17 protein-coding genes are annotated in these 25,266 nt (G+C 70.5%); 3 read left to right on the top strand and 14 right to left on the bottom strand.

Annotated features, from left to right (window positions below; translation table 11 throughout):
• Positions 1 to 18: 18 nt before the first annotated feature.
• Entirely contained in the window at positions 19 to 834 is an 816-nt protein-coding gene (locus ACQB60_RS26710) for an HAD family hydrolase (RefSeq protein WP_496928667.1), read from the bottom strand.
• Positions 835 to 944: 110 nt separating this feature from the next.
• On the opposite strand from ACQB60_RS26710, the gene ACQB60_RS26705 reads away from it, so the two are divergent.
• Entirely contained in the window at positions 945 to 5,633 is a 4,689-nt protein-coding gene (locus ACQB60_RS26705) for an RHS repeat-associated core domain-containing protein (protein WP_496928666.1), read from the top strand.
• Between the two features lie 6 nt (positions 5,634 to 5,639).
• Complete coding sequence (locus tag ACQB60_RS26700) at positions 5,640 to 5,978, top strand: hypothetical protein (RefSeq protein WP_496928665.1); 339 nt, start codon at positions 5,640 to 5,642, stop codon at positions 5,976 to 5,978.
• Here ACQB60_RS26700 and ACQB60_RS26695 read toward each other — a convergent pair.
• Together ACQB60_RS26695 and ACQB60_RS26690 are read right to left on the bottom strand one after the other, a co-directional pair.
• The gene (locus ACQB60_RS26695) at positions 5,975 to 7,177 is read right to left on the bottom strand and encodes an FAD-dependent oxidoreductase (protein WP_496928664.1); all 1,203 of its coding nucleotides are present in this window, start codon (positions 7,175 to 7,177) and stop codon (positions 5,975 to 5,977) included. The genes ACQB60_RS26700 and ACQB60_RS26695 overlap by 4 nt on opposite strands.
• Before the next feature lie 62 nt (positions 7,178 to 7,239).
• Positions 7,240 to 8,517 carry a carboxylate--amine ligase gene (locus ACQB60_RS26690; protein ID WP_496928663.1) on the bottom strand — a complete coding sequence of 426 codons (1,278 nt, stop codon included), beginning with the start codon at positions 8,515 to 8,517 and terminating at the stop codon, positions 7,240 to 7,242.
• 181 nt (positions 8,518 to 8,698) lie between these two features.
• Here ACQB60_RS26690 and fahA point away from each other — a divergent pair, with 181 nt between their 5' ends.
• A complete protein-coding gene (gene fahA, locus ACQB60_RS26685) occupies positions 8,699 to 9,940 on the top strand; it encodes a fumarylacetoacetase (RefSeq protein ID WP_496928662.1) in 1,242 nt (413 codons plus the stop codon).
• Positions 9,941 to 10,040: 100 nt separating this feature from the next.
• Here fahA and recQ read toward each other — a convergent pair whose 3' ends face one another.
• The 11 genes from recQ to nuoE all read right to left on the bottom strand — a co-directional run bounded on the left by recQ (position 10,041) and on the right by nuoE (position 25,259).
• On the bottom strand, positions 10,041 to 12,083 hold the full coding sequence (gene recQ / locus ACQB60_RS26680; RefSeq protein WP_496928661.1) for a DNA helicase RecQ: 2,043 nt from the start codon (positions 12,081 to 12,083) through the stop codon (positions 10,041 to 10,043).
• 199 nt (positions 12,084 to 12,282) lie between these two features.
• On the bottom strand, positions 12,283 to 13,935 hold the full coding sequence (gene nuoN / locus ACQB60_RS26675) for an NADH-quinone oxidoreductase subunit NuoN (RefSeq protein WP_496928660.1): 1,653 nt from the start codon (positions 13,933 to 13,935) through the stop codon (positions 12,283 to 12,285).
• The gene (locus ACQB60_RS26670; protein WP_496928659.1) at positions 13,932 to 15,503 is read right to left on the bottom strand and encodes an NADH-quinone oxidoreductase subunit M; all 1,572 of its coding nucleotides are present in this window, start codon (positions 15,501 to 15,503) and stop codon (positions 13,932 to 13,934) included. Before ACQB60_RS26670 ends, nuoN begins: the two co-directional genes overlap by 4 nt.
• Positions 15,504 to 15,508: 5 nt before the next feature.
• Positions 15,509 to 17,404 carry an NADH-quinone oxidoreductase subunit L gene (gene nuoL, locus ACQB60_RS26665; RefSeq protein ID WP_496928658.1) on the bottom strand — a complete coding sequence of 632 codons (1,896 nt, stop codon included), beginning with the start codon at positions 17,402 to 17,404 and terminating at the stop codon, positions 15,509 to 15,511.
• Between the two features lie 14 nt (positions 17,405 to 17,418).
• Complete coding sequence (gene nuoK / locus ACQB60_RS26660; RefSeq protein ID WP_384829707.1) at positions 17,419 to 17,718, bottom strand: NADH-quinone oxidoreductase subunit NuoK; 300 nt, start codon at positions 17,716 to 17,718, stop codon at positions 17,419 to 17,421.
• Positions 17,715 to 18,533 carry an NADH-quinone oxidoreductase subunit J gene (locus ACQB60_RS26655; RefSeq protein ID WP_496928657.1) on the bottom strand — a complete coding sequence of 273 codons (819 nt, stop codon included), beginning with the start codon at positions 18,531 to 18,533 and terminating at the stop codon, positions 17,715 to 17,717. The genes nuoK and ACQB60_RS26655 overlap by 4 nt, the downstream gene beginning before the upstream one ends.
• A complete protein-coding gene (gene nuoI / locus ACQB60_RS26650) occupies positions 18,530 to 19,207 on the bottom strand; it encodes an NADH-quinone oxidoreductase subunit NuoI (protein WP_496928656.1) in 678 nt (225 codons plus the stop codon). Before nuoI ends, ACQB60_RS26655 begins: the two co-directional genes overlap by 4 nt.
• The gene (nuoH, locus tag ACQB60_RS26645) at positions 19,200 to 20,582 is read right to left on the bottom strand and encodes an NADH-quinone oxidoreductase subunit NuoH (RefSeq protein WP_384829702.1); all 1,383 of its coding nucleotides are present in this window, start codon (positions 20,580 to 20,582) and stop codon (positions 19,200 to 19,202) included. Before nuoH ends, nuoI begins: the two co-directional genes overlap by 8 nt.
• A complete protein-coding gene (locus ACQB60_RS26640) occupies positions 20,579 to 23,092 on the bottom strand; it encodes an NADH-quinone oxidoreductase subunit G (protein ID WP_496928655.1) in 2,514 nt (837 codons plus the stop codon). Before ACQB60_RS26640 ends, nuoH begins: the two co-directional genes overlap by 4 nt.
• Entirely contained in the window at positions 23,089 to 24,453 is a 1,365-nt protein-coding gene (gene nuoF / locus ACQB60_RS26635; protein ID WP_496928654.1) for an NADH-quinone oxidoreductase subunit NuoF, read from the bottom strand. The genes ACQB60_RS26640 and nuoF overlap by 4 nt, the downstream gene beginning before the upstream one ends.
• The gene (gene nuoE / locus ACQB60_RS26630) at positions 24,450 to 25,259 is read right to left on the bottom strand and encodes an NADH-quinone oxidoreductase subunit NuoE (RefSeq protein ID WP_496928733.1); all 810 of its coding nucleotides are present in this window, start codon (positions 25,257 to 25,259) and stop codon (positions 24,450 to 24,452) included. Before nuoE ends, nuoF begins: the two co-directional genes overlap by 4 nt.
• Positions 25,260 to 25,266: the final 7 nt, after the last annotated feature.

Below are 25,266 nucleotides of genomic sequence, written 5' to 3'. Positions count from 1 at the left end.
GCGCGGCGGGGTGAATTCTCACTGCGGGTCGCCCAGCAGCCGCTCCAGCACCACCGCGATCCCGTCGTCCTCATTGGACGCCGTCAACTCATCGGCGACGACTTTCAGTTCGGCGTGCGCGTTGGCCATGGCGACGCCGCGCGCGGCCCAGGCGAACATCGGGATGTCGTTGGGCATGTCCCCGAAGGCGAGGGTGTCGGCGGCCGAGAGCCCGAGCCGCTCGGCCGCGAGCGCGAGCCCCGTCGCCTTGGTCACGCCGCACGGCTGGAGCTCCACGGTGCCGGGCCCCGACATCGTCACCGTGGCGAGGGTGCCCACGGCGGCCCGGGCCACCGCCGCCAACTCGTCGTCCGCGAGGGTCTGGTGGCGCAGCAGGACCTTGCTGATGGGCTCCTCCCACAGCAGGTCGCGCCCCGGCACCCGGACCGCGGGGAGCGTGGGGTGCGGCATCTCGTAGCCGGGCTCGATGAGCGTGAGCCCGTCCACGCCGTCCTGGTCCACGGCCGCGTAGACCATCCCGACCTCCGCCTCGATCTTGCCGAGCGCCGCCTCGGCGAGCTCCCGGTCGAGGGTCACGGACCACACCATCCGGTCACAGCGCGCGTCATACAGCTGCGCGCCCTGCCCGCACACCGCGAGCCCGTGGTTGCCGAGCTCGTCGAGGAGCGGCTTCACCCTTGGGGCGGGCCTCCCGGTGACCACGAGGTGCCGTGCCCCCGCTGCCACGGCCCGTGCCAGCGCGTCCCTCGACCGGTCGGAGACGGTGTCGTCGCCGCGCAGCAGCGTCCCGTCCAGGTCGGTGGCGATGAGGGCATATGCGATCTGAGCGGCCATGATCAGAGAATACGGACCTATGGGCTCACTGGCCCCTCCTCGGAGCGCCCGGCACGCGAACACTCCGCGTCAGCGCGGCATGCCGTACCTTTGGGCCTCGCAGAGTGCCCATGATGCGAGTGCGACGGGGGAACACCACGGGAGGCCACCGGCCGGCGGATCGGCATGTCCTGGATCTGGACAAGGATCCGACTCCGGGCGACCCGCAGCGGGTCCGTCAACTCGCCATGAACCCGCATGACTTCGCGGATGACGTGTCCGATGTGCTCCGTGACATCAAGGGGATGACGGGCGAGGACGCGATCCTGTCCTGGGCGGGCAAGACGGCGGAGTCGTTCACGGCTGAGTTCGAGGACGCTCCGGGGAAGCTGAAGAAGCTCAAGAAGAGCTACGAGATGGCCGGTGACGCGCTCGCGGACTACTGGCCCAAGCTGGAGCGTGCCCAGGCGCTGGCGGACAAGGCGCTGGCCAAGGGCCGCGAGGCCCAAGGGGATTTGAGCGACGCCAAGTCCAAGCTGTCCTCGGCCGACTCGTGGGTGGACCGGGCGGGCAAGGAAGCCGACAAGTACAAGAACAAGGACGGCGACAAGGGCAAGGACGTTCCCAAGCCGGACGAGGACAAGGTCAAGGCCGCCGCCCGCAACGCGCATGCCGCCGAGAAGGCCCAGTCCGACGCGAAGTCAGACGTCTCCAACGCGCAGGGCGCCCTGGACGCCGCCAAGAAGATGGCGGAAGACGCCCGCAAGATGCGCGAAGAGGCCGCGGGCACGGCGAAGAAGAAGATCGACGAAGCCTCCGACGCCGGCATCCACAACCGCAAGTGGTGGGAAGAGGTCGGGGACTGGGTCTCCGACAACTGGGACACCATCGTCGCCGTCTGCAAGGTCGTCGTCGCCGTCCTCGGCATCGTCGCCATGATCATCGGCGGTCCGATCCTCGGGGCAATCGTCCTGGTCGCCGCCCTCGTCGTGCTGGCCGACACCCTCAACAAATACGCCAACGGGCAGGCGTCTCTCTGGGACGTCGCGTTCGCCGCCCTGGACTGCATACCCGGCATGAAGGGACTCACCTCCCTGCGCGGACTCGCCAAGGGACTCAAGGGGCTCAGCAAGATCGGCCTCAAGGGCATGGCCATGGGCGTCAAGGGCATGGGCAAGCGCATGCAGGGCCTGGGCCGGAAGATGAAGGAGCTCTTCACCTGCGGCGACCCCATCGACATGGCCACCGGCCAGATGGTCATGTCCCTCACGGACGTATCGCTGCCCGGAGTGCTCCCTCTCGACCTGGAGCGGAGCCACCGCACGGGCGTGCGGGCGGGCCGCTGGTTCGGCTCCAGCTGGATATCCACGCTCGACCAGCGGCTGCTGGTCGGGGACGACGGACTCCGGCTCGTCGCGGCCGACGGAACGGTGCTGTACTACACGATCCCCGAAGCCGACGACCCGCAGGGCCCGATCGTCGGTCCCAACTGGCCCCTGCACTGGGACGGTTCACCCGGTGGCACGATGACCGTCCAGCAGCCCGAGTACGGCACGACACTCAGCTTCGCGTCCGTGCCCGGGGGCCGGTCCGGCGAGCTGTCCCTGGTCCGGACGGCCGACCGCAACGGCAACACCGTCGACATCCGGTACGCGGCCGACGGCTCCCCCGCCGAGCTGGTCCACCACGGCGGCTACCGGGTCGGCGTCACCACGGACGGGGACCGCGTCACCGCCCTCGACCTGCTGAGCGCACCCGGAGAACCGCGCCTGGTCGCCTACGAATACGACGAACAGCGGCGCCTCGTCGGGGTCACCGACTCGAGCTCCGTTCCCCAGCGCTACTCCTACGACGACCAGCAGCGGATCACCGGCTGGCAGAGCCGTGACGGTGACTGGTACCGGTACGCGTACGACGACGCCGGCCGCTGTGTCCGCACCGGCGGCGTCGACGGCGTCCTCGCCTACACCTACGCGTACGACGACGAGGCCCGCACGACGGTCGCGACCGACTCCCTCGGGCACTCCCTCACCTACCGCTTCGACGAGGGCTACCGGCCCGTCGCCGAGACCGACCCCCTCGGCCACACCACCGTGCGCACCTGGGACGGCCAGGGCCGCCTGGAGTCGCTCACCGACCCGGTCGGCAGGACCACCCGCTACCGCTACGACACGGCGGGCAACGTCACGGAGCTGGTCCGCCCCGACGGCGGCGTCATCACCCGTGAGTACAACGAGCTGCACCTCGCCACCAAGGTCACGCAGCCGGACGGGAGTTCGCTGCACTCCGTCTACGACGACCGGGGCAACCGGGTCGCCGTCGTGGATCCGCTCGGCGCCACGACGTCCTTCACGTATGACGAGCGCGGCGGTCTCACCGGCGTCACCGACGCGCTCGGCAACCGGCAGCAGACCGTCGTCAACGACGCCGCGGGCCTCGTCGTCGAGACCACGGACGCACTGGGTGCCCGCAGCAGCTACGCCCGGGACCCCTTCGGCCGCATCACCCGCCTCACCGACCCCGTGGGTGCCGTCACCGAGGTCGGCTGGACCGTCGAGGGCCTGATCTCCTGGCGCGAGCTGCCGAACGGAACGCGGGAGCACTGGACGTACGACGCCGAGGGCAACCCGATCGAGTTCCGCTCCTCGACCGGCCGCCACAGCACCTACCAGAACACCCACTTCGACCTGGTCACCGCCCGCGAGGACGACGACGGCACGGTGGAGCGATTCACCTACGACACCGAACTGCGCCTGCGAAGCGTCACCAACGCGGCCGGGCAGAGCTGGAGTTACGCGTACGACCCCGTGGGCCGTCTGATCTCCGAGACGGACTTCAACGGCCGCACGCTGACCTACCGCTACGACGCGGTGGGCCGCCTCGTGGAGCGCGTGAACGGTGCGGGTCAGCGCACGGCTTTCCGGCACGATGTGCTCGACAACGTCGTCGCCATGGACGCGGACGGCGCCACCACCACCTACGCCTACGACCGGACCGGCCGGCTCGTCCACGCCCGCAACGCCGAGGTGGAGCTGGGCATCGAGCACGACGCCCTGGGACGCGTCCTGTCCGAGAGCTGGAACGGGCACGCGGTCCGCTCCACGTACGACCTCATCGGGCGCCGCACCGAGCGCAGGACTCCGGGCGGGGCGGTCACCCGGTGGACGTACCGGGCCGAGGACCGGTCCGTGGTGCAGGGGATGGGGCGGCACGACATCACCTTCCAGTACGACATCGTGGGCCGGGAGACGCAGCGGCTTCTCGGCGACGTCGCGCGCCTCACCCATGACTGGGACGCCGAGCGGCTCACGACCACGCAGCGGCTCACCCCGGCCCACGGCGCCCGGTCCCCACTGCGGGAGCGCACCTACACGCACCGCGCCGACGGCAGGCTCGCGGCGACGACCGACCTGCACGACGGCGAGCGCACCTTCGAACTCGACCGCGCCGGACGGGTGCTGGCGGCACGGGGCGGCCCCTGGGACGAGACCTACGCGTACGACGCGCTGGGCAACGTCACGGACTTCGGCACGTCGGCGCCGGTACGGGACGAGGTCGGCCCCGGCGAGCGCACGTACTTCGGCACCCTCGTCGAACGGGCCGGGCGCACCTCCCACCGGCACGACGGCCAGGGCCGGGTGATCCGGCGCCTGACCAGGCTGCTGTCCGGCGGGCGGCGCGAGTGGCGCTACCGCTGGAACGCCGAGGACCAGCTCACCGACGTCCACACCCCGGACGGGCGCCACTGGCACTACGTGTACGACCCGCTGGGGCGACGCGTCGCGAAGCAGCTCCTCGGTGAGGACGGCGTCACGGTCGTCGAGCAGGTCTCCTTCTTCTGGGACGGCGACCATCTCGCGGAGCAGTCCGTCGAGGCGGCGGGCCGGACCGTCAGCACCTCGTGGGACCGGACGCACGGCGAGACGCCGGTGAGCCAGCGGGTACGCACCTCGTCGGCCGCCGGGCTCCCGGACGATGCCCCGCAGGCGGAGATCGACGAGCGCTTCTACGCCATCGTCACCGACCTCATCGGCACCCCGACCGAACTGCTCGACCCCGCGGGCGACATCGTCTGGTCCCGTTCGGCGACGCTGTGGGGCAGCCCGGTGGGCGCGGGAGACGGGGCGGTGCGCCCGGGCGGCGGGACCGGCGTCGACTGTCCGCTGCGCTTCCCGGGCCAGTATCACGACGCCGAGACGGGACTGCACTACAACCACCACCGCTACTACGAGCCCGGCACCGCGCGCTATCTGAGCCCCGACCCGCTGGGGCGGACCGCGGCGCCGAACCACCACGCGTATGTGCCGAACCCGCTGCAGTGGATGGACCCGCTGGGTCTCAAGGCGCCCTGCATGGTGGACCTCTACCACGGCACGTTCGGCAACGCGGCGGACGCGATCCAGCGCCATGGAATCGACGTGACCCGCAGCACCCGCAAAATGGACTTCGGCCGCGGCGGGTTCTATGTCACCAACAACAAGAAGCAGGCCCTGGACTGGGCCAAGCGGCAGGCCGCGAAGGAGGGGGACGACCCCGCGATCCTGCACTTCCGCGTACCGAAGGCCGAGCTGGACAAGTTGAACGGCAAGGTCTTCGACGGCCCGAGCAAGGAACTCGACGACTTCTTCAGAACACACCGCGGTGGCGGCCCCATGCACAGCTATGAAATGGTCGAGGGCCCCATGCTGCGGAATGTCGGGGGGTTCATGAAGAAGGGCGAGGAATCCGTCCTCAGCGGCCACCAGATCGCGATCTTCTCCGACAACGCGGCGAAACTCTTCGACAGATCCCTGTCGACCATCTACGGACCCGGCAGATAGAGCACCATGACAGCTGAATTCCTGATGCGCCTCGACGACGGCATGCTCGCGTTCTTCCGCGAGATCGTGGACGAGGCCGTGACCCGTTTCGGGATCTCCCGGGCCGAAGCCGTGGCCCGGGTCAACGAGCGGTACGGGAGCCTGGAGATCGGGCCCTACCCGGACCTCATGTGCCATGAGATGCCGGAATTCTGGGCGTTCGGGCTGTACTTGAAGGAGCGCCCGGGCGGACCGCTGCTCCCCTCGGGCGACCCGGACGAGGACGTCGACTTCTCCGCCTACGACATCCGTCCCGCGCCGCCCGAGGGCTCCGCCGCCTGGACGCTCCCGTACGACGCCTCCTAGCCGTGCGCCCGCGCCAGATGCCCCGCCAACCGCGGTGACGCATACTCCGTCCCGCACACGAACCGCATGATCGGCCCGTACGAGGAGCCGCCCAGCATGCCCGTGAAGTAGAGGCCCGGTACCGAGGAGACATAGCCGGCGCCCAGCTTCGGGGTGCCGCGGCTGGTGGCGAGGCGGGCGCGGAGGGCGGGGCCGAGGAAGTCCATCGCGTTGACGTCGACGCGGTAGCCCGTTCCCGCGATGACGTGGTCCGCCGCCAGTTCCTCGACGCGGCCGCCGGGGGTGCGGACGGTCAGGACCGGACCGCCGTCGCGCGCCTCCGCCTTGGTGATGGCCGCGATCTCGCGGGTGGTGACCCGGCTCTCGTAGCGGTCGCGCAGCCACCAGGCGCCGAGCGGGCCCAGGATGCGGCGGACCAGGAAGTGCCGGGCCTGCGGGGGCAGATAGCGGTACGGGTGGGGGTAGTAGCTGAGGGCGTAGAGGGACCAGGCGCGGCCGAACGGCGACTCGGGGCGCAGCTTCGGCTGCTTCCACGGGGGCGCCCCGAAGCCGACGGCGCCCTTGCCGCGGGCCACCACCCGCACGTGCGCCCCCGCCTCCGCCGCCAGCACGGCCGTCTCCAGGGAGGACTGGCCGGCGCCCACGACGAGCAGCTGACGGCCCGCGTAGCGGGACAGGTCGCCGTGTTGCGAGCTGTGCGAGACAGGCCCTGTGGGGGTGGGTCCGTCCGGGGCGGCCGCGGCGAGCTCCGGGGGCAGATGGCTGAGTCCGGACAGTCCGGTCGCGACGACGACCGCGCGCGCCGTGAACTGCTCCCCGGAGTCCAGCTTCAGCTCGAAGCCCTCCGTGCCGCGCCGGTCCACGGAGACCACGCGCACCCGCTCGAGCTCGGGCACGAGCCGGCTCTGGAACCAGTCCCCGTACGCCACGAACGTCTCGATCGGGATGATGTCCTCGTCGGTCACGAGGCGCGGGATGCCCGCGTCGTCGCAGTAGTCGGCGAGGGTGTGGCCGCGCTGCGGCGCGTCGATGCTGGAGGCCGCCGGTGTGGACTTCAGCAGCATGCCCTTGGGCATGTGGGTGCGCCAGCTCACCATGGGCTCGCCGAAGACGCGCACCGGGATGCCGCGGGCCCGCAGATGGGCCGCGGCGGACAGGCCGTAAGGACCGGCCCCGATGACTGCAACTGGTTGGATCACGAAGTCCCTCCCCAAGGACGACACTCACTTCGTGCACCGCGGCACTCACTTCGCGCGCCGCGTCAACTCCCGGCGCTCCCCCTCCTGTTGGTGCGCCACAACTGGTACAGATGCTTCGCCCCCGGCCGTACGAAACGCGCGAGCATCGTGAAGAACGGCAACATGTCGTCCGCCGCGAGCCACGCCAGCTCGGTGGAGGACGGGCGGGCCGGCGCGTGCGGCGTCGTGTAGCCGCTGCGGCGGTACGCGAGGAGGGCGGGCAGGTCGATGTTCTCCACCATGTAGCGGTGGCCGGCGCGCTGTTCGCCCTCCGGGACGGCGCGGCCGGTCAGTTGCAGATGCATGGCACGGACCACGTCGATGCCCGACTCGCTCTCGAAGAGGCGGAACTGGGCGCCCATGCGGGGGTTGAAGTCGAGGAGCTTGTACCGGCCGTCACGCCGGTCGAAGCGGAGGTCCAGGTCGATGATGCCGGTGAAGCCGATCTGCTTGATGAACCGCGCGGTGAGGTCGGCGAGTTCGGGATTGTCCACCACGTACGCGTTCGCCGTCATGCCCGCGTGCGGCGGCCAGGAGCGGACCTTCACTCCGGTGAAGAGCGCGAGGGGCGTGGAGTCCGCGTCGAAGTACGCGTGCACGATCCAGTCCTCCGCCTGCTCCCGCGGCAGATACTCCTGGAGGATCACTCCGGGGCGCTCACCCCAGTCCCGGGCGAGGGTGAGCAGGCCCTCGGGGGTCTCGATGCGGGTGGTGCCGTTCACCGCGGGCTGTTTGCGGCGGGTGAACGCCTCGCGGTTCTTGGCGACCACCGGGAAACGGGCCGCCCCGGCGAACTCCTCGATGTCGGCGTACGACTGCGGGAACGCCGCCGACGGGGAGGCGATGCCGTGCTCCACACACAGCTCGTGCAGCCCCTGCTTGCTGGCGAGGCGGCGGGGTAACTCGGGCTCCACACGCGGGAAGAGGAAGCCGCCGAAGCCGCTCTCCTTGTCGCCCAGCTCCTTCTGGTGCTCGGCGATGAGGACGGCCGCCTCCTCGTCCGTGGGGATCAGCACCGTCGGCCGCCCGATGCGGCGCCCGACCCGCAGCAGGCCGTCCACCAGCCGCTCCGGGTCCTCCGTGCCCGTGGTCCGCCACGGGAAGGCGCGGGTGAGGTGGCGGGAGGCGGCCGCGGGGGTGTAGCGGTCTTCCGTGATCGCGTACATGGGCACGCCGAGGCGGCCGAGGCTGCGGATGGCGCCCACGCCGCCGTGGTGCAGCGGGTAGTCGCCGAACTTCACGATCAGTCCGGGCACGCTGCGGTCCGGCTCGAACGGAAGGCTCCTGCTGTTGGCGGCCACACGTCCCCCTCCGACCCGGACCCACCCATCCATCCACGCCCGCTTCCCCCAAAGGACGCTAAGCCGGAACTGAGCACTCCAGCAAGACCTATTCGGACATTGCGAACTCTTTAGGCACTGCCCCTGATACGGGTTCCCACGTAACGTGTGGCACACCCCGATGGAAGTGAGGCAGGTACGCATGTCCGAGCAGACCCCGCTCGATGTCCCCGAGGGCGACCCCTTCGGTCCGCACAACCTTCCCTACGGTGTGTTCTCACTGCGGGGCGCCCCGCAGGGCGACCGGCGGGTGGGGGTGCGCCTGGGCGCGCACGTCCTGGACGCGGGCGCCGCCGCGGCCGCGCTCGGCTCCCCGTATGTCTCCCTGCTCGCGCAGCCCACCCTGAACCCGCTGCTCGCGGCGGGCCGCACGGCGTGGAGCGACGTGCGCCGGGCGCTCACCGCGTGGGTCACCGTGCCCGCCCACCGCGCCGTGGTGGAGCCGCTGTTCCACCCGCTGTCGGAGGTGGAGCTGCACCTTCCCTTCGAGGTCGCGGACTACGTCGACTTCTACGCCTCGGAGCACCACGCCACGCACCTGGGGCAGATCTTCCGCCCCGACGCGCCGACCCCGCTCACCCCCAACTGGAAGCATCTGCCGATCGGTTACCACGGCCGGTCCGGCACCGTTGTCGTCTCCGGAACGGACGTGGTACGTCCGACCGGGCAGCGCAAGACGCCCGCCGAGACCGCCCCCGTCTTCGGCCCCTCGGTCCGGCTCGACATCGAGGCGGAGGTCGGCTTCGTGGTCGGCACGCCGTCGACGCTCGCCACGCCCGTGCCGCTCGCGGACTTCCGCGACCACGTCTTCGGGCTCTGCCTCCTGAACGACTGGTCGGCGCGCGACATCCAGGCGTGGGAGTACGTGCCGCTCGGCCCCTTCCTCGGCAAGTCCTTCGCGACCTCGGTGTCCGCCTGGGTCACCCCGCTGGAGGCCCTGGACGCGGCGCGCGTGACCCCGCCCGAGCGCACCCACGAGCTCCTCCCCTACCTCGACGACTCGGCGGAGTCGGTGGCCGACGAGCCCGGCGGCTACGACCTGCGCATGACCGTGACGCTCAACGGCCACGTGATCTCCGAGCCCCCTTTCTCGACGGTGTACTGGACGGCCGCCCAGCAGCTCGCCCACATGACGGTCAACGGCGCGTCCCTGCGCACCGGCGACCTCTACGGCTCGGGCACCGTGAGCGGCCCCGAGCCGACCCAGTACGGCTCCCTGATCGAGCTGACGTGGAACGGCCGCGACCCGCTCGAACTCCCCGACGGCAAGCGGACGTTCCTGGAGGACGGCGACGAGGTCACGCTGTCGGCGTGGGCCCCGGGGCCGGACGGGACGCGGGTGGGTCTGGGCGAGGTGACGGGGCGGATCCTGCCCGCTCGGTAGCCCTCGCGGGCGGCGGCTGGTCACTGGGCCCCCAGGGGCGGTGCCGGGCGGGCTGGTGGCCCGCCCGGCCTCCCGGTGCTGCTGCCCCGGGAGAGAGGGCCTACCAGCCCAGCTCCGGATCCGGCTCGGCGTCCCAGGCCAGGTCCGGCTCCTCTCCCGGGGCGCCCGGGGACGGCGTGGCCGGGGACGGCGTGGCCGGGGCGCCCGGGGACGGCGTGGCCGACGACACGGGCGAGCCCTGCGCGGGCTGCGGGACAGTGCCACCGTCGAAGCCGCCGCCGGTGCCGCCCCCGAACCCGGCCAGAACCTCCAAGACCCCCTCCCCGTACGTCGCCAGCTTCTTCTCGCCGAGGCCGCTGATGCCGCCGAGCTCCGCCATCGACCCGGGCCGCAGCGTGGCGATCTCCCGGAGCGTGGCGTCGTGGAAGATCACATAGGCCGGGACGCCCCTTTCCTTCGCCTGCGCTCCCCGCCAGGCCCGCAGCTCCTCGAAGAGAGGCACCAGTTCCTCGGGCAGGTCGGCGGCGGCCGCCGCCTTGGGCTTACGCTCGCCACCCGCTCCGCCGCTGCCCCGCCGGGAGGCTGCCGCCCGCTTCGGCTCCTTGCGCAACCGCACCTCGCGCTCCCGGCCGAGGACGGAGCCGCTGGCCTCGGTCAGCACCAGCGTCCCGTACTCCCCCTCGACCGCGATGAGGCCCTGGGCCAGCAACTGCCGCACCACGCCCCGCCATTCGCCCTCGCCGAGCTCCTCGCCGATGCCGAAGACGCTCAGCTGGTCGTGGTCGAACTGGATGACCTTCGCCGTCTTGCGGCCGAGCAGGATGTCGATGATCTGGCCCGTGCCGAACTTCTGGCCGCGCTCGCGCTGCAGGCGCACCACCGTGGACAGGACCTTCTGTGCCGCGACCGTGCCGTCCCAGGTCTCGGGCGGGGTGAGGCAGGTGTCGCAGTTGCCGCACGTGGCCGCGACGGGCTCCTGGCCGAAGTAGGTGAGGAGCTGGGCGCGGCGGCACTGGGCCGTCTCGCACAGGGCCAGCATCGCGTCCAGGTGGGCGGCGGCGCGGCGCTGGAACGCCTCGTCGCCCTCGCCGGACTGGATCAACTTGCGCTGCTGCACGACGTCTTGGAGTCCGTAGGCCATCCAGGCCGTGGAGGGCTGTCCGTCGCGGCCCGCGCGGCCCGTCTCCTGGTAGTACCCCTCCACCGACTTGGGCAGGTCGAGGTGGGCGACGAAGCGGACGTCCGGCTTGTCGATGCCCATGCCGAAGGCGATGGTCGCGACCACGACCAGGCCCTCCTCGCGCAGGAAGCGGGACTGGTGGGCGGCGCGCGTCGAGCCGTCCAGGCCCGCGTGGTACGGGACCGCCTCGATGCCGTTGCGCGAGAGGAACTCGGCGGTCTTCTCCACCGAGTTGCGCGAGAGGCAGTAGACGATGCCCGCGTCGCCCTCGTGCTCCTCCTTGAGGAAGGAGAGCAGCTGCTTCTTCGGGTCGGCCTTCCCGACGATGCGGTACTGGATGTTGGGGCGGTCGAAGCTCGCCACGAAGTGCTTCGCGTCGGGCATGCCCAGGCGCTGGGTGATCTCGCGGTGGGTGGCGTCCGTCGCCGTCGCCGTCAGGGCGATGCGCGGGACGTCCGGCCAGCGCTCGCCCAGCAGGGAGAGGGAGAGGTAGTCAGGGCGGAAGTCGTGGCCCCACTGCGCCACGCAGTGCGCCTCGTCGATCGCGAAGACGGAGATCTTGCCGCGGGAGAGCAGGTCGAGCGTGGCGTCCAGGCGCAGCCGCTCGGGGGCGACATAGAGGAGGTCGAGCTCGCCCGCGAGGAACTCGGCCTCCACCGTGCGGCGCTCGTCGAAGTCCAGCGTCGAGTTGATGAAGCCCGCCCGCACGCCGAGCGCCCGCAGCGCGTCCACCTGGTCCTGCATGAGCGCGATGAGCGGGGAGATCACGACGCCGGTGCCGGGTCTGACCAGGGCCGGGATCTGGTAGCAGAGCGACTTGCCGCCGCCGGTGGGCATCAGGACGACCGCGTCCCCGCCGTCCACCACATGCCCGATGATCGCCTCTTGCTCGCCCCGGAAGGCGTCGTACCCGAATACCCGGTGGAGCGTCCGCAGCGCGTCGCTCTCCACCACCTCAGTCATCCCGTCGACCCCACTGATCCCGCTCATCGCCGTGCCCCCGCCTGTCGCGCCTCGACCACTGCGTCCACGATAGGCGCCCGCGCCGACACCCCGAGAGTTATCCACAGGCCCGCCCGGAGAACGGCACGCTCCCACAGAACCGCCCGGCCCCCTTGTCGAACAGAGGGCCGGGCGGCACCGGGCGTACGGAAGTGATCGGCTAGCGGACGAAGACCCCCGCCTGGTTCGCCAGGTCCAGGAAGTACTGCGGGGCCACACCGAGCACGAGCGTGACCGCCACGCCCATGCCGATCGCCGCCATGGTCAGCGGCGACGGGACCGCGACCGTCGGGCCGTCCGCCTTCGGCTCGCTGAAGAACATGAGCACGATCACGCGGATGTAGAAGAACGCGGCGACGGCCGAGGAGAGCACACCGATCACGACCAGCGGTCCCGCGCCGCCCTCCGCCGCCGCCTTGAAGACGGCGAACTTGCCCGCGAAGCCGGAGGTGAGCGGAATGCCCGCGAAGGCAAGCAGGAAGATCGCGAAGACCGCCGCGACCAGCGGCGACCTGCGGCCGAGCCCCGCCCACTTCGACAGGTGCGTCGCCTCGCCGCCCGCGTCCCGCACCAGCGTGACCACCGCGAACGCGCCGATCGTCACGAAGGAGTAGGCGCCCAGGTAGAAGAGGACCGACGAGACGCCGTCCTCACTGGTGGCGATGACACCGGCCAGGATGAAGCCCGCGTGGGCGATCGAGGAGTAGGCGAGGAGCCGCTTGATGTCGGTCTGTGTGATCGCGACGATCGCACCGCCGAGCATCGTGATCACCGCGACGCCCCACATGACCGGCCGCCAGTCCCAGCGCATCCCCGGCAGGACCACGTAGAGGAGCCGGAGCAGGGCGCCGAAGGCCGCGACCTTCGTGGCCGCCGCCATGAAGCCGGTGACCGGGGTCGGCGCTCCCTGGTAGACGTCGGGCGTCCACATGTGGAAGGGCACCGCGCCCACCTTGAACAGCAGGCCCATCACAACGAGGGCCGCGCCGACCAGGAGCAGCGCGTCGTTGCCCATCGTGCCGGCCAGGGCCGGGTCGACGGTCTTCACGCTGCCGTCCACGACGCTCGCGATCTTCGCGTACGAGACGGAGCCCGCGTACCCGTAGAGGAGCGCGATGCCGAAGAGCGTGAACGCGGAGGCGAAGGCGCCGAGCAGGAAGTACTTCACCGCGGCCTCCTGCGACATGAGCCGCTTGCGGCGGGCCAGGGCGCACAGGAGGTAGAGCGGCAGGGAGAAGACTTCCAGGGCGATGAAGAGGGTCAGCAGGTCGTTGGCCGCCGGGAAGACGAGCATGCCGCCGATCGCGAAGAGCGCGAGCGGGAACACCTCGGTGGTGGTGAACCCGGCCTTCGTGGCGGCCTGTTCGGCCTCGCTGCCCGGCACGGCACCGGCCTGCGCGACGAAGGAGTCGACGCGGTTGCCGTGCGCCTCCGGGTCGAGGCGCCGCTCCGCGAACGTGAAGATCGCGACGAGTCCGGTGAGCAGGATCGTCCCCTGGAGGAACAGCGCGGGGCCGTCCACCGCGATCGCACCCATCGCCGCGATGTGCGCCTTCGTGGTGCCGAAGCCGCGGGCGGCGAGCCCGACGACCGCCGCGAAGGCCGCCGCGAGGGCGACCACCGAGACGAACACCTGGGTGTAGTAGCGGGACTTGCGCGGCACGAAGGCTTCGATGAGCACTCCGATGACCGCCGCGCCAATGACGATCAAGGTCGGGGAGAGCTGGCCATACTCGATGTTGGGGGCGTCGATCTTGTCGATCTGATCGGCCGCCGCCGTTGTCCACAGGCTGTGGACGGCTGATGCGCTCACTTGGCCGCCTCCACCTCGGGCTTGGGGTCCTTCTTGTGTACGTCGGACATGGTGTGCTTCACGGCCGGGTTCACCAGCTCGGTGAGCGGCTTCGGGTAGACGCCGAGGCCGATCAGGAGCGCGATCAGCGGTGCGACGACCACGAGTTCACGGACCTTGAGGTCGGGCATGGCCGAGACCTCGGGCTTCACCGGGCCCGTCATCGTCCGCTGGTAGAGGACGAGGGTGTAGAGCGCGGCGAGCACGATGCCGAAGGTCGCGATGATCCCGACCACCGGGTAGCGCGCGAACGCGCCCACCAGGACCAGGAATTCACTCACGAAGGGCGCGAGCCCGGGGAGCGAGAGGGTGGCCAGACCACCCACCAGGAAGGTGCCCGCGAGCACCGGGGCGACCTTCTGCACCCCTCCGTAGTCCGCGATGAGGCGCGAGCCGCGCCGCGAGATCAGGAACCCGGCGACCAGCATCAGCGCGGCCGTCGAGATGCCGTGGTTGACCATGTAGAGCGTCGCGCCCGACTGGCCCTGGCTCGTCATCGCGAAGATGCCGAGGATGATGAACCCGAAGTGCGAGATCGACGCGTACGCCACCAGGCGCTTGATGTCGCGCTGGCCGACGGCGAGCAGCGCCCCGTAGACGATCGAGATCAGGGCGAGGACGAGGATCACCGGCGTCGCCCACTTCGACGCCTCCGGGAAGAGCTGGAGGCAGAAACGCAGCATCGCGAAGGTGCCGACCTTGTCCACCACTGCCGTGATGAGCACGGCGACCGGGGCCGTGGCCTCGCCCATCGCGTTCGGCAGCCAGGTGTGCAGCGGCCACAGCGGGGCCTTCACCGCGAAGGCGAAGAAGAAGCCGAGGAAGAGCAGCCGCTCCGTGTTGGTCGCCATGTCGAGCGAGCCGTTGGCGCGGGCCTCGGCGATCTCCTGGAGGGAGAAGTTCCCGGCGACCACGTAGAGGCCGATCACCGCGGCCAGCATGATGAGGCCGCCGACGAGGTTGTAGAGGAGGAACTTCACCGCCGCGTACGAGCGTTGCGCCGAGGCGTTCTCGTCGCTGCCGGCGTGGGCGCGGTCTCCGAAGCCGCCGATGAGGAAGTACATCGGGATGAGCATGGCTTCGAAGAAGATGTAGAAGAGGAAGACGTCGGTGGCCTCGAAGGAGATGATCACCATCGCTTCCACGCCGAGGATGAGGGCGAAGAAGCCCTGCGTCGGCCGCCACCGGGAGCTCTTGGTCTCCAGGGGGTCGGCGTCGTGCCAGCCCGCCAGGATGATGAAGGGGATCAGCAGGGCGGTGAGCGCGACGAGGGCGACGGCGATGCCGTCGACGCCGAGCTCGTAGCGCACTCCGAAGTCCGCGATCCAGGCGTGCGATTCGGTGAGTTGGTAGCGGTCGCCGTCCGGGTCGAAGCGGACCAGGACGGCCACGGCGAGCGCGAGCGTCGCGAGCGAGACCAGGAGCGCGAGCCACTTGGCGGCGGTCCGCCGGGCGGCCGGTACGGCTGCCGTGGCGATCGCGCCGACCGCGGGCAGGGCCGCCGTCGCTGTCAGGAGAGGAAAGGACATCGGTATCAGACCGCCCTCATCAGCAGGGTCGCGGCGATGAGCACCACGGCGCCGCCGAACATCGAGACCGCATACGAGCGGGCGTAGCCGTTCTGGAATTTGCGCAGCCGCCCGGAGAGCCCGCCGACCGAGGCCGCCGTGCCGTTGACGACTCCGTCGACCAGGGTGTGGTCGACGTAGACCAGGGAGCGCGTGAGGTGCTCGCCGCCGCGCACCAGGACGACGTGGTTGAAGTCGTCCTGGAGGAGGTCGCGGCGGGCGGCCCGGGTGAGCAGCGAGCCGCGCGGGGCGACGGACGGGACCGGGCGGCGCCCGTACTGGGCCCAGGCCAGCGCGACGCCGATGACGAGGACCACCATGGTGGCGCCCGTGACGGCGGCGGCGCTGAGCGGGGAGTCGCCGTGGTCGTGGCCGGTGACCGGCTCCAGCCAGTTCAGGAAGCGGTCGCCGATGCTGAACAGGCCGCCCGCGAAGACCGATCCGAAGGCGAGCAGGATCATCGGGATCGTCATGGACTTCGGGGACTCGTGCGGGTGCGGCTCGTTGCCCTCCGCGTCCGCCTCCCAGCGCTTCTCGCCGAAGAAGGTCATGATCATCACGCGCGTCATGTAGTACGCGGTGATGGCCGCGCCGAGCAGGGCGACGGAGCCGAGGATCCAGCCCTCCGTGCCGCCCTTGGCGAAGGCCGCCTCGATGATCTTGTCCTTGGAGAAGAAGCCGGACAGGCCGGGGAAGCCGATGATGGCGAGGTAGCCGAGCCCGAAGGTCACGAAGGTCACCGGCATGTACCTGCGCAGGGCGCCGTACTTGCGCATGTCCACCTCGTCGTTCATGCCGTGCATGACCGAACCGGCGCCGAGGAAGAGCCCGGCCTTGAAGAAGCCGTGCGTGACCAGGTGCATGATCGCGAAGACATAGCCGATGGGGCCGAGGCCCGCGGCCAGGATCATGTAGCCGATCTGGGACATCGTCGAGCCGGCGAGGGCCTTCTTGATGTCGTCCTTCGCGCAACCGACGATCGCACCGAAGAGGAGCGTGACCGCGCCGACCACGGTGACCACCAGCTGGGCGTCCGGCGCCCCGTTGAAGATCGCGCCGGAGCGGACGATCAGGTAGACGCCCGCCGTCACCATCGTCGCCGCGTGGATGAGGGCCGAGACCGGGGTCGGGCCCTCCATCGCGTCCCCGAGCCAGGACTGCAGCGGCACCTGCGCGGACTTGCCGCAGGCGGCGAGCAGCAGCATCAGGCCGATCGCGGTGAGCTTGCCCTCGCTCGTGTCCCCCGTGGCCTCCAGGACCGGCCCGAAGGCGAAGGTCCCGAAGGTGGTGAACATCAGCATGATCGCGATCGACAGGCCCATGTCGCCGACCCGGTTGACCAGGAACGCCTTCTTCGCGGCGGTGGCCGCGCTGGGCTTGTGCTGCCAGAAGCCGATCAGGAGGTACGAGGCGAGGCCCACGCCCTCCCAACCGACGTACAGCAGCAGGTAGTTGTCGGCGAGGACCAGAAGGAGCATCGCCGCGAGGAACAGGTTCAGATAGCCGAAGAAGCGGCGGCGCCGCTCGTCGTGCTCCATGTACCCGATCGAGTAGATGTGGATCAGCGTGCCCACACCAGAGATCAGGAGGACGAACGTCATCGACAACTGGTCGAGCTGGAAGGCGACATCCGCCTGGAAGCCCTCCACGGGGATCCAGCTGAACAGATGCTGCGACAGGTGGCGCTCCTCGGCGCCCTTGCCGAGCATGTCGGTGAAGAGCGCCACACCGATGACGAAGGAGACGGCCGCGAGCAGCGTGCCGAGCCAGTGGCCCACGCGGTCCAACCGCCGCCCGCCGCACAGCAGTACGGCCGCTCCGAGCAGAGGCGCCGCGATGAGCAGCGCAATCATCTTCTCCACGTTTCAGCGACCCCTTACAGCTTCATCAGGCTGGCGTCGTCGACCGAGGCCGAGTGGCGGGAGCGGAACAGCGACACGATGATCGCGAGCCCGACCACGACCTCCGCGGCGGCGACGACCATCGTGAAGAAGGCGATGATCTGGCCATCGAGGTTGCCGTGCAGCCGGGAGAACGTGACGAACGCGAGGTTGCAGGCGTTCAGCATGAGCTCGATGCACATGAAGACCACGATCGCGTTCCGCCTGATCAGGACGCCGGCGGCGCCGATCGTGAACAACAGGGCGGACAGATAGAGGTAGTTGACCGGGTTCACTTCGACGCCTCCTCGGTCGACGTCCGCTCGAGGCGCTCGGCCGAGCGCTGTTCCAGGGCGCGCAGGTCGGCCATCGCCTCGTCCGACACGTCCCGGATCTGGCCGCGGTCGCGCAGCGTCTTGTTGACCGTGAGCTCGGACGGGGTGCCGTCCGGGAGCAGGCCCGCGATGTCCACCGCGTTGTGCCGGGCGTAGACACCGGGGGCGGGCAGCGGCGGAAGGTGCTTGCCCTCGCGCACACGCTGCTCGGCCAGCTCGCGCTGGGTCTTGGCGCGCTCGGTGCGCTCCCGGTGGGTGAGCACCATCGCGCCGACCGTCGCCGTGATCAGCAGGGCGCCGGTGATCTCGAAGGCGAAGACGTACTTCGTGAAGATGAGGGAGGCGAGTCCCTCCACGTTCCCGTTCGCGTTCGCCTTGCCGAGGCCGTTGAACTCCTTCAAGGAGGCGTTCCCGATCCCGGCGCAGAGCAGGATGCCGAAGCCGAGGGCGCCCAGGGCGGCGAGCCAGCGCTGCCCCTTGATGGTCTCCTTCAGGGAGTCGGCGGCGGTGACGCCGACCAGCATGACGACGAACAGGAAGAGCATCATGATCGCGCCGGTGTAGACGACGATCTGGACGATGCCCAGGAAGTACGCGCCGTTGGCGAGGTAGAAGACCGCCAGGATGATCATGGTCCCGGCCAGGCACAGCGCGCTGTGCACGGCCTTCTTCATGAGGATCGTGCACAGCGCGCCGATCACGGCGACCGTGCCGAGCACCCAGAACTGGAATGCCTCGCCGGTGGACGTGGAGTAGGCGGCGAGTTGCTGCATCACGCCTCCACCTCCTTGGCCCGCGGCGTCTCCTCGGCCTTCTCGCCCTTGGAGACGGCGACTTGGGGAACCGTCCCGGCGGCGGCCTCGGTGACCAGCCCCCGGTAGTAGTCCTGCTCGTCCATCCCCGGGTAGATGGCGTGCGGCGAGTCGACCATGCCCTCGTCGAGCCCGGCGAGCAGCTGCTCCTTGGTGTAGATCAGGTTCTCGCGGCTGCTGTCGGCCAGCTCGAACTCATTGGTCATCGTGAGCGCGCGCGTGGGGCACGCCTCGATGCACAGGCCGCACAGGATGCAGCGGGCGTAGTTGATCTGGTAGACGCGGCCGTACCGCTCGCCCGGGGAGTAGCGCTCCTCCTCCGTGTTGTCCGCGCCCTCCACATAGATGGCGTCCGCGGGACAGGCCCAGGCGCAGAGCTCGCAGCCCACGCACTTCTCCAGGCCGTCCGGGTGGCGGTTGAGCTGGTGCCGGCCGTGGAAGCGCGGAGCGGTGGTCTTCTGCTGCTCCGGATACTGCTCGGTCAGCCGCTTCTTGAACATGGCCTTGAAGGTCACGCCGAAGCCCGCGACGGGATTCTGGAACCCCTGGTCCGACTGGTTCGCCCCGGCCGACTGGCGCGCCTGCTCCGGCAGCCCTGCCGGATCCTTCCGGGCGGGGTGCTTGGACTGCTCAGCCATCGGACGCCTCCTTTCCGTCACTTTGAGTATCCGGGCCACCACTGACAATCAACTCCCGCTCCTGGCGCGACGGTCGACGCGGCACGGGCGGCAGGGTCTGTCCGGGCAGCGGCGGCACCGGGAAGCCCCCGGCCATCGGGTCGAAGGCGGCGTCGGACTCCTGCTCGGCCCGCGCTGCCGCCTCCTCCTTGCCGCGCTTGTCCCGGAAGATGTCGACGACCACGGAGAGCAGCAGGAGCGCGATGACGGCGCCGCCCACATAGAGCGCGATCGAGGTGAAGTCGTAGTCCTCGTTCCGCATCGCCCGCACGGTGGCGACGAGCATCAGCCAGACCACGGAGATCGGGATGAGGACCTTCCAGCCGAGCTTCATCAGCTGGTCGTAGCGGACGCGGGGCAGCGTGCCGCGCAGCCAGATGAAGAAGAACAGCAGCAGCTGGACCTTGAGCACGAACCAGGCCATCGGCCACCAGCCGTGGTTCGCGCCCTCCCAGAAGGTGGAGATGGGCCACGGGGCCCGCCAGCCGCCCAGGAAGAGCGTGACCGAGACCGCCGAGACGGTGACCATGTTGACGTACTCGGCGAGCATGAACATCGCGAACTTGATGGACGAGTACTCGGTGTTGAAGCCGCCCACCAGGTCGCCCTCGGACTCCGGCATGTCGAACGGGGCGCGGTTGGTCTCGCCGACCATCGTCACGATGTAGATCAGGAACGAGACCGGGAGCAGCAGCACGTACCAGCGGTCCGCCTGCGCCTCCACGATCGCCGAGGTCGACATCGACCCGGAGTAGAGGAACACCGAGGCGAACGCGGCGCCCATGGCGATCTCGTACGAGATCATCTGCGCGCACGAGCGCAGGCCGCCGAGCAGCGGATACGTGGAGCCGGAGCTCCAGCCCGCGAGCACGATGCCGTAGATGCCGACCGAGGCGACCGCGAGGATGTAGAGCATCGCGATCGGCAGGTCGGTGAGCTGCATCGTGGTGCGGTGGCCGAAGATCGAGATCTCGTTGCCTGCCGGACCGAAGGGGATCACCGCGATCGCCATGAAGGCCGGGATGGCGGCGACGATCGGCGCGAGGACATAGACCACCTTGTCCGCACGCTTGACGATCAGGTCCTCCTTGAGCATCAGCTTGATGCCGTCCGCGAGGGACTGGAGCATGCCCCAGGGGCCGTGCCGGTTGGGGCCGATGCGCAGCTGCATCCAGGCGACGACCTTGCGCTCCCAGACGATGGAGAAGAGCACCGTCACCATCAGGAAGGCGAAGCAGAAGACCGCCTTGATGGCGACCAGCCACCAGGGGTCGCGCCCGAACATGGAGAGATCCTCGGCGGCCAGCGGCAGCGTGTCGGCTGCGAGCGGCATCATGACTGCACCTCCTGCTCCTGAGCGGGCTCGACGCGGACGGCCGGGCCGATCTTGACCAGCGCGCCCGGTACGGCGCCCGTGTCGGCGGCGACGCCCCCTCCGGTGGAGTTGAGCGGCAGCCACACCACGCGGTCCGGCATCTCCGTGACCTGGAGCGGGAGTTCGGTGCGCCCGGCGGTGCCGGTCACCGCGAGGACGTCGCCGTCCTTGACGCCCACCTCGGCGGCGGTGGCGGCCGACACACGCGCGTGTGCCGCGTGCCGTGTGCCCGCGAGCGCCTCGTCGCCCTCCTGGAGGCGGCCCTGGTCGAGCAGCAGCCGGTGGCCCGCGAGCACGGCCTCCCCGGCGCCGGGCCGCGGCGGCTGCACCGCCGTCTCCAGCGGCTCCGTCGCGTGCGGCCCGTCCCAGCCGCCGAGCCGGTCCAGCTCGCGGCGGATGGTGACGATGTCGGGCAGGCCCAGGTGGACGTCGCCCGCGTCGGCCAGCATCTGCAGCACGCGCGCGTCGGTCGGCGCGAGCGTGCGGGTCATCTGGTCGGGCTTCAGCGCCGCCTCGAACATCCGGGCCCGTCCCTCCCAGTTGAGGAACGTGCCCGGCTTCTCGGCGACGGCCGCGACCGGAAGAACCACGTCCGCACGCTCGGTCACCTCGCTCGGCCGCAGCTCCAGGGAGACCACGAAGGCCACCTCGTCGAGCGCCTCACGCGCGCGCGTGGGGTCGGGCAGGTCCGCGACCTCGACGCCCGCCACGAGCAGCGCCCGCAGCTCGCCGGTGGCGGCGGCCTCCACGATCTGGCCGGTGTCGCGGCCGTAGCGGTGCGGGAGTTCGGCGACGTTCCACGCGCTCGCGACCTCGTCACGCGCGCGCGGGTCGGTCGCCGGGCGCCCGCCCGGAAGCACCGACGGCAGCGCGCCCGCCTCGACCGCGGCCCGCTCGCCCGCCCGGCGCGGGATCCACACCAGGTGGGCGCCGGTCGCGGACGCGGCCCGTACGGCGGCGGTGAGCCCGCCGGGCACGCCCGCGAGCCGCTCACCGACGACGATCACCGCGCCGTCGGCGCGCAGCGCCTCGGCCGCCGCCGTCCCGTCGGCCTCCAGGCCGACCCCGGCGGCGAGCGCGTCCAGCCACTCCGTCTCGGTGCCCGGCGCGGCGGGCAGCAGCGTGCCGCCCGCCTTCTCAAGGCCACGCGTCGCGAACGGCGCCAGGGAGAAGGTGCGCTGGCCGTGCTTGCGCCACGCCTTACGAAGTCGCAGGAAGACCCCGGGCGCCTCCTCCTCGGACTCGAACCCGGCGAGCAGCACCGCGGGCGCCTTCTCCAGGGCGGTGTACGTGACGCCGCTCCCGTCGAGGTCCCGGCCGCGCCCGGCGACCCGCGCCGCCAGGAAGTCGGCCTCTTCGCTGCTGTGCACCCGCGCGCGGAAGTCGATGTCGTTCGTGTCGAGCGCCACGCGCGCGTACTTGCTGTAGGCGTAGGCGTCCTCGACGGTCAGCCGGCCGCCGACGAGCACCCCGGCACGCCCGCGCGCGGCGGCGAGACCGGTGGCGGCAGCCGCGAGCGCCTCTGGCCAACTGGCGGGCTCCAGCTCACCCGTTGAGGCGTTCCGCACCAGCGGGGTCGTGAGCCGGTCCGGCTTCTGCGCGTACCGGAAGCCGAACCGCCCCTTGTCGCAGATCCACTCCTCGTTGACCTCGGGGTCGTCCTGGGCGAGCCGCCGCATGACCTTGCCGCGCCGGTGGTCGGTGCGGGTCGCGCAGCCGCCGGAGCAGTGCTCGCACACCGAAGGCGACGACACCAGGTCGAAGGGCCGGGAGCGGAACCGGTACGCCTGCGAGGTGAGCGCGCCCACCGGGCAGATCTGGATGGTGTTCCCGGAGAAGTACGACTCGAAGGGGTCGCCCTCGCCGGTGCCGACCTGCTGGAGCGCGCCCCGCTCGATGAGCTCGATCATCGGGTCGCCGGCGATCTGGTTGCTGAACCGGGTGCAGCGCGCGCACAGCACGCACCGCTCGCGGTCGAGCAGCACCTGTGTGGAGATCGGCACCGGCTTCTCGTACGTCCGCTTCTTGCCCTCGAAGCGGGACTCCGCGTTGCCGTGCGACATCGCCTGGTTCTGCAGCGGGCACTCGCCGCCCTTGTCGCAGACCGGGCAGTCCAGCGGGTGGTTGATGAGCAGCAGCTCCATCACGCCGTGCTGGGCCTTCTCGGCGACCGGCGAGGTGAGCTGCGACTTGACGACCATCCCGTCGGTGCACGTGATCGTGCAGGAGGCCATCGGCTTGCGCTGGCCCTCCACCTCGACGATGCACTGGCGGCAGGCGCCCGCCGGGTCGAGCAGCGGGTGGTCGCAGAACCGGGGGATCTCGATGCCGAGCAGCTCGGCGGCGCGGATCACCAGCGTCCCCTTGGGGACGCTGATGTCGATGCCGTCGATGGTCAGCGAGACGAGGTCCTCCGGCGGAACGGACGCCTCCCCTCCCCCGGAGGGAGCGCTGTTCGTGGTCACTGTCATGCGTTCACCTCCGAGGTGCTACCGGCGGGCCGGTCGGCCCAGGCGGTCGACTTGGCGGGGTCGAAGGGGCAGCCGCCGCCGGTGATGTGCTGCTCGTACTCCTCGCGGAAGTACTTGAGCGAGGAGAAGATCGGCGAGGCGGCGCCGTCACCGAGGGCGCAGAAGGACTTGCCGTTGATGTTGTCGGCGATGTCGTTCAGCTTGTCGAGGTCGGACATGACGCCCTTGCCGTCCTCGATGTCCCGGAGCAACTGCACGAGCCAGTACGTTCCTTCGCGGCACGGCGTGCACTTTCCGCAGGACTCGTGGGCGTAGAACTCGGTCCAGCGGGTGACGGCGCGCACGACGCACGTCGTCTCGTCGAAGCACTGGAGGGCCTTGGTGCCGAGCATGGATCCGGCGGCGCCGACCCCCTCGTAGTCCAGGGGGACGTCCAGGTGCTCGTCGGTGAACATCGGGGTCGAACTGCCGCCCGGCGTCCAGAACTTGAGCCGGTGCCCGGGGCGCATGCCGCCGCTCATGTCGAGGAGCTGGCGCAGCGTGATGCCGAGCGGCGCCTCGTACTGGCCGGGCGAGGCGACGTGCCCGCTCAGCGAGTACAGCGTGAAGCCGGGGGACTTCTCGCTCCCCATCGACTTGAACCACTCCTTGCCGCGCTGAAGGATCGCGGGAACAGAAGCGATGGACTCGACGTTGTTCACCACAGTGGGGCAGGCGTAGAGGCCGGCGACCGCAGGGAAGGGGGGACGCAGTCGCGGCTGGCCGCGGCGGCCCTCGAGCGAGTCGAGCAGCGCGGTCTCCTCACCGCAGATGTACGCGCCCGCGCCCGCGTGCACGGTGATGTCGAGGTCGAGTCCGCTGCCGAGGATGTCCTTGCCGAGGAAGCCCGCGTCGTACGCCTCGCGCACGGCCTCGTGCAACCGCCGCAGTACGGGGACGACTTCACCGCGCAGATAGATGAAGGCGTGCGAGGAGCGGATCGCGTAGCAGGCGATCACCATGCCCTCGATGAGGGAGTGCGGGTTGGCGAAGAGGAGGGGGATGTCCTTGCAGGTCCCGGGCTCCGACTCGTCGGCGTTGACGACGAGGTAGTGCGGCTTGCCGTCGCCCTGCGGGATGAACTGCCACTTCATTCCGGTGGGGAAGCCGGCGCCGCCGCGGCCGCGCAGCCCCGCGTCCTTCACGTAGGCGATGAGGTCGTCCGGCGCCATCGCGAGGGCCTTGCGCAGCCCCTCGTATCCCTCGTGGCGGCGGTAGACGTCGAGCGTCCAGGACTTCTCCTCGTCCCAGAAGGCCGACAGGACCGGCGAGAGCAGCTTCTCCGGGCTCGTCTCGTTGATCTCGGCTGCCAACGTCATCACTCCCCCTCCTCGGCAGTCGGTCCGGCCGGGTGCGCCGGGTCGGAGGCCGAGGTCGTCTGCGGCGCGTCGTGTGAGCTCGGGTGTCCGGCGGGCGGCTCGTCGCTCGGGTAGCCCGAGGAGCGCGGCGAGACCACCTTCGCGGCCGCCACCTCGCCCTTGGCCAGGCGCAGCCCGATCAGCGACGCGGGCCCGGCGGCGCCGCTCGCCTCGACGGCGCCCTCCCGCTCGTCCGGGAACCCGGCGAGGATGCGGGCGGTCTCCTTGTACGTGCACAGGGGCGCACCGCGGCTGGGCCTGACGACCTTCCCGTCGCGCAGGTCGTCGACGAGGCGCTTGGCGGACTCGGGGGTCTGGTTGTCGAAGAACTCCCAGTTGACCATCACCACGGGGGCGAAGTCGCAGGCCGCGTTGCACTCGATGTGTTCGAGGGTGACCTTGCCGTCCTCGGTGGTCTCGCTGTTGCCGACGCCGAGGTACTCCTTGAGCTCCTCGAAGATGGCGTCGCCGCCCATGACGGCGCACAACGTGTTGGTGCAGACGCCCACTTGGTAGTCGCCGCTCGGCTTGCGGCGGTACATCGTGTAGAAGGTCGCGACCGCCGTGACCTCGGCCGTGGTCAGGCCGAGCACGTCCGCGCAGAACTGCATGCCGGTGCGCGTGACATGGCCCTCCTCCGACTGCACGAGGTGCAGCAGCGGAAGGAGCGCGGAGCGCGAGTCCGGGTAGCGGGCGACGACTTCCTTCGCGTCCGCTTCGAGCCGGGCCCGTACGTCGGCCGGGTAGTCGGGGGCGGGCAGCTGGGGCATCCCCAGG

The sequence above is a fragment of the Streptomyces odontotermitis genome (assembly GCF_050510915.1).
Taxonomy (GTDB): Bacteria; Actinomycetota; Actinomycetes; order Streptomycetales; family Streptomycetaceae; genus Streptomyces.
This window is presented reverse-complemented; position numbering and strand designations above follow the sequence as displayed.

Excerpts from the sequence above, each read along its gene's own strand:
- nuoI (WP_496928656.1), bottom strand. The coding sequence starts at position 19,207 with ATGGCTGAGCAGTCCAAGCACCCCGCCCGGAAGGATCCGGCAGGGCTG.
- recQ (WP_496928661.1), bottom strand. The coding sequence starts at position 12,083 with ATGACTGAGGTGGTGGAGAGCGACGCGCTGCGGACGCTCCACCGGGTA.
- ACQB60_RS26670 (WP_496928659.1), bottom strand. The coding sequence starts at position 15,503 with ATGTCCTTTCCTCTCCTGACAGCGACGGCGGCCCTGCCCGCGGTCGGC.
- nuoE (WP_496928733.1), bottom strand. The coding sequence starts at position 25,259 with ATGCCCCAGCTGCCCGCCCCCGACTACCCGGCCGACGTACGGGCCCGG.
- nuoH (WP_384829702.1), bottom strand. The coding sequence starts at position 20,582 with ATGATGCCGCTCGCAGCCGACACGCTGCCGCTGGCCGCCGAGGATCTC.
- ACQB60_RS26640 (WP_496928655.1), bottom strand. The coding sequence starts at position 23,092 with ATGACAGTGACCACGAACAGCGCTCCCTCCGGGGGAGGGGAGGCGTCC.
- fahA (WP_496928662.1), top strand. The coding sequence starts at position 8,699 with ATGTCCGAGCAGACCCCGCTCGATGTCCCCGAGGGCGACCCCTTCGGT.
- ACQB60_RS26710 (WP_496928667.1), bottom strand. The coding sequence starts at position 834 with ATGGCCGCTCAGATCGCATATGCCCTCATCGCCACCGACCTGGACGGG.
- ACQB60_RS26705 (WP_496928666.1), top strand. The coding sequence starts at position 945 with ATGATGCGAGTGCGACGGGGGAACACCACGGGAGGCCACCGGCCGGCG.
- ACQB60_RS26700 (WP_496928665.1), top strand. The coding sequence starts at position 5,640 with ATGACAGCTGAATTCCTGATGCGCCTCGACGACGGCATGCTCGCGTTC.